At 73.2% G+C, this 11,482-nt stretch carries 13 protein-coding genes; 5 read left to right on the forward strand and 8 right to left on the reverse strand.

What is annotated here, in order from left to right; translation table 11 throughout:
• Window positions 1-284: 284 nt before the first annotated feature.
• Window positions 285-878: an Lrp/AsnC family transcriptional regulator gene (locus ACWJ6R_RS19535; RefSeq protein ID WP_449063602.1), complete on the reverse strand. Its 594-nt coding sequence runs from the start codon at window positions 876-878 to the stop codon at window positions 285-287.
• 119 nt (window positions 879-997) lie between these two features.
• Between ACWJ6R_RS19535 and ACWJ6R_RS19540 the strand changes: the two genes are divergently transcribed.
• Window positions 998-1,684, forward strand: a complete 687-nt coding sequence (locus ACWJ6R_RS19540; protein WP_449063603.1) for a nitroreductase family protein — start codon at window positions 998-1,000, stop codon at window positions 1,682-1,684.
• 85 nt (window positions 1,685-1,769) lie between these two features.
• On the opposite strand, the gene ACWJ6R_RS19545 is transcribed toward ACWJ6R_RS19540, so the two are convergent.
• Window positions 1,770-2,423 (reverse strand): HD domain-containing protein, encoded by a 654-nt coding sequence (locus tag ACWJ6R_RS19545; RefSeq protein ID WP_449063604.1) that lies wholly within the window; start codon window positions 2,421-2,423, stop codon window positions 1,770-1,772.
• A gap of 71 nt (window positions 2,424-2,494) precedes the next feature.
• Here ACWJ6R_RS19545 and ACWJ6R_RS19550 point away from each other — a divergent pair, with 71 nt between their 5' ends.
• The gene (locus tag ACWJ6R_RS19550; protein ID WP_449063605.1) at window positions 2,495-3,451 is read left to right on the forward strand and encodes a GlxA family transcriptional regulator; all 957 of its coding nucleotides are present in this window, start codon (window positions 2,495-2,497) and stop codon (window positions 3,449-3,451) included.
• A gap of 51 nt (window positions 3,452-3,502) precedes the next feature.
• Here the strand turns inward: ACWJ6R_RS19550 and ACWJ6R_RS19555 are convergent, their stop codons facing one another.
• From ACWJ6R_RS19555 to ACWJ6R_RS19565, 3 genes are all read right to left on the reverse strand, one after another.
• Window positions 3,503-3,793 carry a PaaX family transcriptional regulator C-terminal domain-containing protein gene (locus ACWJ6R_RS19555; RefSeq protein ID WP_449063606.1) on the reverse strand — a complete coding sequence of 97 codons (291 nt, stop codon included), beginning with the start codon at window positions 3,791-3,793 and terminating at the stop codon, window positions 3,503-3,505.
• Window positions 3,781-4,287 (reverse strand): hypothetical protein, encoded by a 507-nt coding sequence (locus ACWJ6R_RS19560; RefSeq protein WP_449063607.1) that lies wholly within the window; start codon window positions 4,285-4,287, stop codon window positions 3,781-3,783. Before ACWJ6R_RS19560 ends, ACWJ6R_RS19555 begins: the two co-directional genes overlap by 13 nt.
• Before the next feature lie 139 nt (window positions 4,288-4,426).
• A complete protein-coding gene (locus ACWJ6R_RS19565) occupies window positions 4,427-5,029 on the reverse strand; it encodes a GNAT family N-acetyltransferase (RefSeq protein ID WP_449063608.1) in 603 nt (200 codons plus the stop codon).
• 121 nt (window positions 5,030-5,150) lie between these two features.
• On the opposite strand from ACWJ6R_RS19565, the gene ACWJ6R_RS19570 reads away from it, so the two are divergent.
• A complete protein-coding gene (locus ACWJ6R_RS19570; protein WP_449063609.1) occupies window positions 5,151-6,176 on the forward strand; it encodes an alpha/beta hydrolase family protein in 1,026 nt (341 codons plus the stop codon).
• Complete coding sequence (locus ACWJ6R_RS19575) at window positions 6,173-6,595, forward strand: DNA polymerase beta superfamily protein (RefSeq protein ID WP_449063610.1); 423 nt, start codon at window positions 6,173-6,175, stop codon at window positions 6,593-6,595. Before ACWJ6R_RS19570 ends, ACWJ6R_RS19575 begins: the two co-directional genes overlap by 4 nt.
• On the opposite strand, the gene ACWJ6R_RS19580 is transcribed toward ACWJ6R_RS19575, so the two are convergent.
• The 3 genes from ACWJ6R_RS19580 to ACWJ6R_RS19590 all read right to left on the reverse strand — a co-directional run bounded on the left by ACWJ6R_RS19580 (window position 6,552) and on the right by ACWJ6R_RS19590 (window position 9,470).
• Window positions 6,552-7,781 (reverse strand): sensor histidine kinase, encoded by a 1,230-nt coding sequence (locus tag ACWJ6R_RS19580; RefSeq protein ID WP_449063611.1) that lies wholly within the window; start codon window positions 7,779-7,781, stop codon window positions 6,552-6,554. The genes ACWJ6R_RS19575 and ACWJ6R_RS19580 overlap by 44 nt on opposite strands.
• 139 nt (window positions 7,782-7,920) lie before the next feature.
• Window positions 7,921-9,036, reverse strand: coding sequence for an MBL fold metallo-hydrolase (locus tag ACWJ6R_RS19585; protein WP_449063612.1), 1,116 nt, complete (start codon window positions 9,034-9,036; stop codon window positions 7,921-7,923).
• A gap of 134 nt (window positions 9,037-9,170) precedes the next feature.
• Window positions 9,171-9,470 carry a thiamine-binding protein gene (locus ACWJ6R_RS19590; RefSeq protein WP_449063613.1) on the reverse strand — a complete coding sequence of 100 codons (300 nt, stop codon included), beginning with the start codon at window positions 9,468-9,470 and terminating at the stop codon, window positions 9,171-9,173.
• Between the two features lie 387 nt (window positions 9,471-9,857).
• Here ACWJ6R_RS19590 and ACWJ6R_RS19595 point away from each other — a divergent pair.
• Window positions 9,858-11,482: MASE1 domain-containing protein (locus tag ACWJ6R_RS19595; RefSeq protein ID WP_449063614.1), on the forward strand; the 1,625-nt coding region annotated here is incomplete at its 3' end.

Here is an 11,482-nt window from a genome sequence, read left to right on the forward strand (position 1 = left end):
CCGCGGGCGCGGCGCCCAGCAGGACCGAGCAGAGCGCGACGATCAGCCGCCGGACGGCGGCGCATGGTGGTGTCGGTGCGTGCGAGTGCATCCCTCTCCCCGGGTCGGATCACGCCGCTCGGCGACGGCGCGGCCGCCGGGCGGCCGCTTCCGGGCAGCGGGTGCCTGCGGCCGGATCCCCGGCCCGGTTCCGAGCGGTGCTTCATTCGATCACTCGTCGCGCCGGTGCACGGGGGCGCCGTTTCCCCGTCCTGGCGTGTCTTGGCCGAATGCGGGCCGGTCGTTCACCAGCGGCCGGTGGCCGGCAGGCTCTGATCCTGCTCCTCGGCCGGGGACCTCCGGCCAAGGTCTGCGTACCGTTCGTCCATGTCCTTGATGCCCGTCGCGGCCGTCGCCGTCGCGCTGTCGGCCAAGGGCTGGACGCGGTGGGCGACCACGGTGGACAGGGCGATCACGGTGCTGCTCCGCCGTACGCCCGGGATGGCCAGGGCGCGGTCGATGACCTCCTGGACGTGCTCGTGATCCCGCCCGGCGATCCGGCACCAGACGTCGCCGGGACCGGTGACGATGTGGGCCTCCAGCACCTCGGGAATCGCGGTGAGCGCGATGGAGATCCCGGCGCGGGAGACCTGCTCCACCTCCAGCGTGGTGAACGCCTGCACCGGGTAGCCCAAGGCGCCCGGGGAGAGGTTCGGGCCGAAGTCGGTGATGACGCCGTCGGCGACCATCCGGTCCAGCCGGGCCGAGACGGTGCCCCGGGCGACGCCGAGGAGGCGGGCGATCTCCAGCAGACCGGTCCGCGGGCGCGCCCTGATCAGCTGGAGCAGTCTGCGGTCGAGGTCGTCCAGGCCCCTCCTGCGCGCTGCCAATCTGTCCACCTCCGTGGTGCGAGGCCTCGCCGGAACCGTCGATTCGTCAGTATGACGGCCGGGGTGTTGCCCGGATCGTGAGGGTGTTCCAGACTACGCCGGCAGATCCGGCAGCGATGGAGGCCCTCATGGCGCGGCAGCACTCCCACCCGTTCGTCCCGTACCGGCCCGACCGTCGTCCCGGCGCGGAGATGGTCGCCCGGGGCCGGGAGTTCTTCGAGCACATGGACCGGCGGCGGAGCGTGCGCTTCTTCAGTGACGAGCCGGTGCCCCGCGAGTGCGTCGAACTGGCGGTCAGGACCGCGAGCACCGCGCCGTCGGGCGCGCACCAGCAGCCGTGGACGTTCGTGGTCATCGGCGATCCGCAGACGAAGCGGCGGGTCAGGGAGGCCGCGGAGATCGAGGAGCGCGAGAACTACGAGGGCGGGCGGCTGACCCCGGAGTGGCGCGAGGCCCTGGCCCCCCTGGAGACCGGCTCCGACAAGGGCTACCTGGAGGTCGCGCCCTGGCTGGTGGTCTGCTTCGCCGAGAAGTACGGCGTCCGCCCCGACGGCACCCGGGTCAAGCACTACTACGTCAACGAGAGCGTCGGAATCGCCTGCGGGTTCTTCATCGCCGCGCTGCACACCATGGGGCTGTCCACGCTCACCCACACGCCCAACCCCATGGCGTTCCTCACCCGCGTCTGCGGGCGGCCGGCCAACGAACGGCCCTACATCCTGTTCCCGGTCGGCTACGCCGCCCACGACGCCGAGGTGCCCGCCCTGACCCGCAAGGCGCTCGCCCAGGTGATGGCGGAGGTCCCGGGCGGGTGAGAGGCCCGGCCCACCGCGTTCTCCACCCTGACGATCCCGGTGAGCGGCGTGTTCCGGCGGATGAGGCCCGGCGGGGGCCCACCTGTCAGACGACGCCGGGCCAGGCCGCGGCGACCACCTCGCGCCACGGCGGAACGGCCCTGCCGGGAGCGTCCTGCCGCAGCAGTTCCGCCGTGAAGGAGAACGGCGGGGCCTTGGCCGGGTTACGCGCCGCCTGGCCGGCGATGAGCTCGGTCAGCTCGACGCCGCCGCCCAGCCTCGGGTAGGCGGCGTGCACCCGGTCGGCGTAGCCTGCGGGGAGCTTCTCGGCGCCGAACGCCGCCACGTCCGCCCCCGCGCCGGCATGGGTGAGCGCGATCTCGGGCCGCATCCTGTCGGCGATGCCGAGACTGGTGTGCAGGGCGATCGCCTCCCAGGTCAGGCGGGTCCGGTCCGCGGCCAGCCCTTGTTCGGTGAGGAACTCCGCGGCCAGGTCCGCGCCGTCCGCCTCGAACCGCCCGCCCCGCTCGCCCCGCTCGGTCAGCCCGGCGTCGTGCAGCACGCACGCCAGGAACAAGACCTCGTCGTCGTAGTCGTGCTCGGCCCGGAGCCCCTGCCGCTCCCCGATGGCCCTGCCGAACAGGTAAGTGCGCACGCTGTGGGTGAGAACGGCCTGCGAGGCGATCTCCTGGACGAACCCGTACGCCTTGCGGGTCAGTGGGGTGTCGGGAATCGCGAAGCCGGTGAAGTGATCTGTCATGGGTTCGATCGTGGCCGTCGAAGGGCCGTGTGGAAAGTGGCTGCAATGCCGTACTGCGCTAGATTCTGGCCATGCATGTGATCGGTGTGCTGGTGATGGACGGGGTGGTCGCCTTCGACATGACGGTGCCCGCCCAGGTCTTCGGCAGTTCCACCGGTGATCGGCACCGGCCGCTGTACGAGACGCGGTTGTGCACCTTCGGCGGTGCCGTTCGGACCTCGGAGCCCTTCGGCGCGATGCGGCTGGAGACCGCATGGGGCCTCGATGACCTCGCGGCGGCCGACACCCTTGTGATCCCCGGTCATTGGGACTTCCTGGAAGAGCCGCCCGGGGACGTCCTGGAGGCGGTGCGGGCGGCGGCCGGGCGCGGCGCCCGGATCGCCTCGATCTGTGCCGGGGCGTTCCTGCTCGCCGCCACCGGGCTGCTCGACGGACGGCGGGCGACCACGCATTGGGCCTACGCCGCCGAGTTGGCCCGGCGCCACCCCGCCGTCGAGGTCGACGCCTCGGTGCTGTTCACCGACAACGGCGATCTGCTCACCTCAGCCGGTGTGGCGGCCGGCATCGACCTGTGCCTGCATCTGGTCCGGCGCGATCACGGCTCGGTGGTGGCCGCTGAGACCGCTCGCCGGATGGTGATGTCCCCCCAGCGCGACGGAGGCCAGGCGCAGTTCATCCGGCACGCCGATCCCCGCGATCCGGGGACCGCGCTCCAGCCCGTCCTCACCTGGATGGAGTCCAACCTGCACCGGCCACTCAACCTCGGCGACATCGCCGGCCACGCTCGCGTCAGCGTACGGACCCTGACTCGCCGGTTCCGCGCCCAGGTCGGGACCACCCCCCTGCAGTGGCTGCTGCACGCCCGCGTCCGCCGCGCCCAGCACCTGCTGGAAAGCACCGATCTGCCGATGGGCCGGATCGCGGAAGCGGTGGGCATGGGCTCTCCCGCGACACTGCGCGCCCACTTCGCCCGCGCCGTCGGCACCTCCCCCCAGGCCTACCGCGCCGCCTTCCGGACTCGCCCCTGATCTGCCGGGCGTCACGGCGGATCAGGGCTCCGTGGATCAGAGGTCGGCGGATCAGGGGTCGGCTTCTTCGACGGCTTCCCTGGCGGCCTCGTCGTAGAGCTCGAAGAGCCGCAGGGGCGGGGCCTCGCCATCGTGCCGGTCACGCCCGCCCCGGTCGCGCAGAGCGGCCCAGCAGTCGGCGACCGCGGCCCGGGCCCGGCCGCCGGGCCAGTCCCGAGGGAGCAGTTCGGGCGGGAGCAGCGGATCGGGGTCCATCGCGCGGGTGAGCTCGGCGGCGAGCTCGATCTCGATGGCGAGCAGTTCCGTCCGGGTGAGCGGCTCCGGCCCGGTCACCCGGCGCAAGCGGGGACAGGCCACCTCGGCGAGCCGTTCGTATCCTGCGGCGACCTCTTGCAGCGGCCACAGGGACGCGGCCAGCCCGCGCGGTCCCGTTCGCCGCCCACGCGCAGCCGGGTGCAGGTGAGGTGGGTGAGTGCGGAGCCGAGGCCCAGCCGGTGCGCCTCGGCCTCGACGAGGTCGTCCCAGGGATTGGCGGAGACGTAGAGGCCGCCGTGCAGAGGGGCGCCACCGAGCCGCAGGATGGCCTCGCGCAGGCCGTCGCGCGTCGCCCGCGCGCTCTCCGGGACCGCGAAGGCGACCAGGTGCCAGAGGCCGTCCCACGGTTGCAGGCCCCGGTCCTGCCGGAAGGCGTGGCGCACGAACCCGGCGGCCAGGGCCGGTGAGTTCGTGACACCGCCGGCGGCTCGCAGGACGGCCTTGCGCCCTCGGCCCTCCCGGGTGAAGCGCCCTTCCTCGGCGAGCCGCCCGATGCACAGGCGGACCTGCTGATCGCTCATGCCGAGGATTTCGGCGACGGCGTAGAGTTCGCCGGCGTGGACCGTGCCGTCCCGGCGGACCAGCCCGTAGACGAGGGTGCGGGTCGGAACCTCGACCCGCGGGGTTTCCCCCCTCGGGCCCGCGGCCGTTCGACGGCTGTCACCCTCTCCCGCCTTCCGGGGCGGCGACGGGGCGGCGCATCGTGGTCACCGCTCCGAAACCCATGAGATCGCGCAGGTACGGCGTGTGCTCGGTCCCGGTGGCGGTGAAGCCGCGCCGTTCGTACAGCGCCCGGGCGCGCGGGTTGCCGTCGATGACGTCCAGCCGCACCTCCCGGTAGCCGAGGGCCGCCGCGACCGAGGCGACCTCCTCCAGCAGGAGGGTCCCGACACCGGCGCCCCGGCAGGCCGGGTCGACGGCGATGCCGTCCATCACCAGCTCGCCGGGGGCGGGGTCACGCTCCAGCAGGGCCAGCAGCGCGAGCCGGGGCAGGCCGGAGAGCAGCCCGTAGGAACGCAGCACGTCGCCCGCCGTCCCCCCGGTGAGCGCCCGGCCCGCGTGCCGGTATCCCGCCAGTCCGACGAGCCGGTCCCCGGCCAGCGCCGCGACGGCCCGGTCGTGGTTCAGATGCGCCGCGATGAAACCGACGGCCTTGTCCGGCGGGTTGAGCGCCGGACCGAGCTTGCGGCCGAAGGCCTCCCAGTAGAGCTCGGCCGCCCGCCGCTCGGCACCGGGCGGCACGCCTCGCCGGATCGTGATCACTTGACTGCTCCCCATATCGCCCGATTGTATTACGATCGTTCTTGCAACGATAGTTTTTTGAGGGAGATGTCATGGATTGCAGGAAGACCGGCGCGGGTGAGACCGCATGGTGAGCCGGCGCGTGCGCAGATCGCTGATCGCGGTGCTCGTCCTCGTCCTCCTGGCGGTGGCGGGAGCGGGAGTGGTCGTCGTCCAGAACACCTACGATCTGCGTGAGGAGCGGGTGACGATCCCCGCGGGCCCGCACCCGCTGAACGGCGTGCTCGCCACACCCGCCTCCGGGAGAGGGCCGTTCGGGCTGGTCGTCTTCGTGCACGGTGACGGCCCCGTCGACGCGACCCACGACGGCTTCTACCGCCCCATGTGGGAGGCGTTCGCCCGCGCGGGTTACGCCTCGCTCTCCTGGAACAAGCCCGGAGTCGGCGGCTCCGCGGGCAACTGGCTGGACCAGAGCATGGAAGAGCGGGCGAAGGAGGTGGAGACCGCCATCGCGTGGGCCCGCTCCCGCCACGACCTCGACGCCGGCCGCGTCGGGCTCTGGGGTGCCAGCCAGGCGGGCTGGGTGCTGCCCAAGGTCACCGCCCGCGTCCCGGATCTGGGCTTCGTGATAGCCGTCTCGCCCGCGATCAACTGGCTCCGCCAAGGCCGCTACAACCTGCTCGCCGAGATGCGGGCCGACGGCGCGACCGCCGCCGAGATCCGGGGCGCCGTCGACCGCAGCGACAAGACGCTGCGCCTGCTGCGCGCGGAGTCGTCCTTCGAGCAGTACCGGCAGGCCATGGGAGGGGAGGCGGACGGTCTCACCGCGGACCGCTGGCGGTTCATCCTGCGCAACCACACCGCCGACGCGACCGAGGATCTCCGGCATCCGGCGACCGGCCGAATCCCCACCCTGCTCGTCCTGGCCGGCCACGACCTCAACGTCGACGTCGCCGAGACCGAGGCCGTCTACCGCGACACCCTCTCGGCGCTCCAGGTCAGGCGCTACCCGGACGCGGACCACTCCCTGGTCCGCCAGAGCCTCGCGGAGTCGGAGCTCAAGCTCACCCTCACCGCGATCCTCGCCCCCCGGTCGCTGGCCCCGGCCGGCTTCTTCGACGACATGGTCGCCTTCCTGCGCGATCCCGGCAGGGCGACGAGACGGTGATCGGCGAGCGGGCAACCGGTCACCGACGCCTGGGCGAAGACGCCGAGCAGCTTCCCGCGGCCTTCGCCGAAGCGTTCGACTCCGGCAACGCGGAGCACCTCGACCGCCTCTACGACGATCCGGGCGTGCTCGTCCCCGGACCGGGGCATCCCGTCACGGGCGAGGCACGGGCCGCCGCCGACCGGCACCCGGTGGTGGTCGGCTCCCGCGCGTACGGGCTGGAGACCGAGGAGTCCGACGCGGACCGGCGCGGCGTCTTCGCCGCGCCGGTCCCGCTGTTCTGGCGGCTGGACAAACCTCCGATGGACGAGCACCGCGACCGGCTGCTGGCGCTGCGCCGGGGCGAGATCCCGCGGTCGGCGCCGGCCCCGGCGATCAGCCCACCGGCACCGGGCCGCCGGTCGCGGCGGGCAGCGTGATGCGCACGCAGGTGCCGTGGCCGGGCCTGCTGCTGATGCGCACCTCGCCGCCGTGCATCGCGACGATCTTGTCGGCGATGGCCAGGCCCACCCCGGTGCCGCCGATCGCCCGCTCCTCGACGCCGGGGGCGCGGTAGAAGTCCTTCAGGACGTGGTCGAGATCGGCGGGGTCTATGCCGATGCCGCTGTCGCGCACCTCCACCGCCGGGACGGGACCGGCGATGACGGCGACGTCCACGTTCCCGCCGGGCGGGGTGAACTTGACGGCGTTGTCCACCACCTGGTCCAGCGCGTGCTCCAGGCGGCCGGCGTCGACCCACACCATCACGTGCTCCGGCGCGTGCAGGCGGATGTCCAGCTGGCCGGTACGGGCGTCGGGGGTGAACCGGTCGACCGTACGGCGGGCGAGGGCGACCAGGTCCGTCCGCGTCGGGCGGTGGGAGACGGTGCGGGCGTTGAGGCTGGCGATCAGCAGCAGCTCGTCGATCAGCCGCAGGATGCGGTGGCTGTTGCGCTCGATGACGCGCAGGAACCTCTGCTCGGTCACCTCGTCCAGGTCACCGTCCTGGATGAGCTGCAGGTAGCTGCCGATCGAGGTCAGCGGGGTGCGCAGCTCATGGTTGACGGTGCGCAGGAACTGGTTCTTCAGCTCCTCCACGTCGCGCAGCCGGTGGATGATCTCGTCGGCCCGCTGGGTGTAGTGGTGGGCCTCCAGCAGCCCGGCGGTGCTGGCTCCCAGGGTGATCAGCGCCTGCCGCTGGGGCGGGCTCAGCCTGCGCGGCACGTGGTCCATCACCGCCACCGCGCCCAGGGCGTGGTCGTGGCTGCTGACGATGGGCGCGCCCGCGTAGAAGCGCACGTACGGCGGCCCGGTCACCCAGGGGTTCTCGCGGAAGCGCGGGTCGGCCAGCGCGTCGGGGACCTCCAGCACCTGGCGGCCGCAGATGACGTACGCGCAGGCCGTCGCCTCTCTGGCGCCGTGGGTCGCGGTGACGCCGACCCGGCCCTTGTACTCCTGGCCGTCGGCGCCGACCAGGGTGACGAGGGCGATCGGCGCCTGGCAGACGGTCGCGGCCAGCTGGGCGATGGCGGAGAAGTCGGGTTCGGGCACGGTCCGCAGCGACTGCAGCTCGGCCAGCTCCGCGAGGCGCTCGTCCTCGTCGGGCGGCCGGGGAACGGCGGTCATCGGATCCCACCCCCTCACACTCGCGGTTCACGTGCGGCGGTCGCGGTGGGCGGGGGTCCCGCTACGGCTCGCAGACCCGGAAGTCCGGAGGCGTCGTACCCCAAAAATCACGGCATAACGGTTATGCGATGCAAAGGTTCTACATTCCGCCGAGCAGCTCCCACCAGGGGTCGATCTGCGGTGCGTCGCCGGCGTCGATCCGGTCGCCCGGCCGGGGGATCGCGAGCCGCACGCCACAGGCCTTGGCCTCGTGCCACAGCCGGTCGACGGGCTCGGCCCAGGGGTGCAGGGCGAGGCTGAACGTCGCCCAGTGCACGGGCAGGAGCAGCTCGCCGCCCAGATCGAGATGGGCGGCGACCGCCTGCTCGGGGTCCATGTGGATGTCGGGCCAGCTGGGGCTGTAGGCGCCGATCGGCATGAGCGTCAGGTCGAAGGGGCCGTGCGCGGCGCCGATCCGGGCGTAGCCGTCGAAGTAGCCGGAGTCGCCTGCGTAGAACACCCGCCGCCGTGCGCCCGCGACCACCCAGGAGCCCCACAGGGTGTCGTTGCGGCGCAGGGTGCGCCCGGAGAAGTGCCGGGCCGCGGTGGAGGTGAACCTCAGGCCCGCGACGATCGCCTCCTCCTCCCAGTCGAGCTCGACGATGCGGCAGGAGGGCACGCCCCAGCGCTCCAGATGGGCGCCGATCCCCAGCGGGACCAGGAACGGCGCGGTCTGCGCCGCGGTGAGCGCGCGCACCGTCGCCCGGTCGAGGTGGTCGTAGTGGTCGTGCGAGATCGCGACCGCGTCGAGCGGCGGAAGGCCCGCCAGCGGGACCGGCAGCGGGTGCAGCCGCCGCGGGCCGGCGATCGGGACGGGGGAGGCGCGCTCGCTCCACACGGGGTCGAACAGCACCCGCCGCCCCTCGATCTCGACCAGCGTGGTCGCGTGGCCGTACCAGACGGCGCTCAGGCCGGTCTCGGACGGCGGCGTGGCCGGGGAGGCCACCAGCGGGACGGGGCCCGCCGGCCGTCGCCCGTCCCGGTCGAGGAGCATCCGGGCGAGGAGCCTCGGCGCGCTGCTCGGCGGGACCAGGTCCGCCGGCACGGAGTTGCGGAAGGCCCCGTCGCGGAACTGCGGCGACCGGAGCACGCGCGCCAGCCGCTCGCCGGCGACCCTGCCGCCCAGCTCCGCCGGGACGTTCCGCAGCGCCCATCCGGCGGCGGCCAGCGCCAGCCCGCCCGCGACCAGACGCCCGGCCGATCCTCTTCCCGCCATGCGGCACACTCTCCTCGCGCGTCGACCCTGACCGTTCAACTGATCGCCGGCCTGTGGTGTTCCCGGGACGCGAGGCACCGCCGGCGGTACGGCGGGCGGAAGGCGGGGTCCGCGGGCCGCCCCGCGCCGCGCGGTCACGCCAGATGCCGCTCCACGGTGGCGACCTTGGCGTCCATCCGGCCGCCCGCTCCCTCGCGGATGTCGGCCTTCAGCACCAGGCTGACGCGCCCGCACCGGGCCTCGACCGCCGCCACCGCGTCCCTGACGACGGACATCACCTGATCCCAATCGTCGCCTTCGAGTGTGGTGAACATCGCATCGGTCCGGTTCGGCAGGCCGGAGGCCCGCACCACCCGGACGGCCTCGGAGACCGACTCGCCGACGTCCTCACCCGAGCCGATCGGCGTCACGCTGAACGCCACAAGCACCGACATGGCCTCTCCCCTCTGGAATCCTCTCCAACGGCCACCACGCTACGGGCCGTCTCAGAGGCTGGTCATGGCCGGCTCCTTCGGAGATGCGGACCTCGCCGGAGTCCGCCGGCAGCACCTCGACCCGCCGTCCAGGTGTTCGACCACGAGCATGGGAACATCGGCGGTGAGGTCGAGCTCGGCCGGGGATGGGCGTCCCCTCTGTCAGCCCCGGCCGCACCCGCCCCCGGGACAGGGCGAGCCAGGACTCAACATCACTTTAAGTGACACGTATATCGATTTTTGTCACTTTCTGCGATGGCGACTGATAGTGGTGAGGCATGGTTTCTCACCGATGGCGCACCACCGTCCGCGACCCGGCGCAGCGCCAGGCCGATGCCGGGTAGCGGCATGACGCCGCGCCGCACGGCGGCGTTCGCCGTGCTGTACGCCACCGCGGTGCTCGTCGGCCGGATGGACCTGATCGGCGGGACGGAGCTGGGGCTGATGTGGCCGGCCGCCGGGGTGGGGGTGGTGTGGCTGCTGGCCCAGCGGCGTGCGCGGTCCCGGTGGCTGGACGTATCGGCCCTGGCGGCGATCACACTCGCAGGCAACCTGGTGACCGGGGCGGGCCTGCCGCTGAGTGCCGCCCTCACGGCGGCCAACATCGCGCAGCTGCTGGTCTTCCTGGCCGTGTTCACCCGTTCCTGCCCGCAGGTGTGGAACGCACCGGGCTGGGGGGGCTTTGAGCGGGTCCAGCACCTGTGGGGGCTGCTGGCGGCCGCGCTCACCGGTGCCGGGGTCGGCGCGCTCATCGGCCCGGCCGCGCTGGAGGCCTCCGACGGCCGGTGGTCGGCGGTGTCGGCCGCGGTGTGGCTGACACGCAACCTCGTCAGCATCCTGGTGATCACGGCGCTCGGCCTGCGTCTGGGGCGCTTGTCCGAGCGCCGGCCCGGCGTCTTGACGCGACCGGCGGCGGCCCGGCAGGTGGTCCGCGAGAGGCTGGCCCGCACCCCGGACTGGCGCGTCGCGGAGTTCTGCGCCCTGGTTGCGACCTCGGCCGTGGCCTACACCGCGACGTTCTGGATCCTGCGCGACCTGCCGCTGACGTTCCTGCTGATGAGCGTGACGGTGTGGGCCGCCGTACGGTTCGGTGCCACCTTCACGGCCCTGCACGCCCTGATCACCGGCACCGCCGCCGTCGCCTTCACCGCCTACGGCGGCGGCCCGTTCGCCGCGATCGGATCCCCCACCACCCGGGTGCTGGTGGCGCAGGTCTTCGTCGGCATGGTCACCGTGATCGGCCTGGCCCTGGCGCTCGGCCGCGACGAACGCGAGACGCTCTTCAGGCAGCGGGCCGCCGCCGAACGGGAGCTCGGCGCGCAAGCCGGGATGCTGACGGCGATCGTCGAGGCGATGCACGACGGGCTGGTGGTCGTCGACGCCGACGGGCGCGTCGTCATGAGCAACCCGGCCGCCCGGCGCCTGCTGGGAACCGGGACCGCCGCCTCGGCTTCCGTCTCGGTCCCCTTCGAGGCGTACCGGCTGCTGCATCCCGACGGCACGCTCATCGGCGAGCGGCAGCAGCCGCACATGCTGGCCCTGTCCGGCCACGAGGTGCGCGACATGGACGTCCTCGTCTGCCCGCTGGACGGACGCGAGGAGCACCTGCTCAGCGTCAGCTCCACCCGGCTGCCCGCCCACGACCGGGCGGCGGTCGTGGTGTTCCACGACGTCACCGCCGAGCGGCGCCGGCGCGACGAGCTGACGGCTTTCGCCGGCATCGTCGCCCACGACCTGCGCAACCCCCTGTCCACCGTCAGCGCCTGGGCCCAGCTGCTGACCGACGCCCTCGATGCCGGGCCCGCCGGTGAGGCGACCGGTGAGCTGGCCGACGGCCTCGCCCGCATCCAGCGCGCCGCCGCCCAGATGCAGGAACTGATCGACGATCTGCTGGCCCACGCCACCGCGCGGGACGCCCCCCTGACCCCCGAGCCGGTCGCGCTCGAGTCCGCCGTGCGGCAGGTCGCCGCGGC

The sequence above is a fragment of the Planomonospora algeriensis genome (assembly GCF_977012225.1).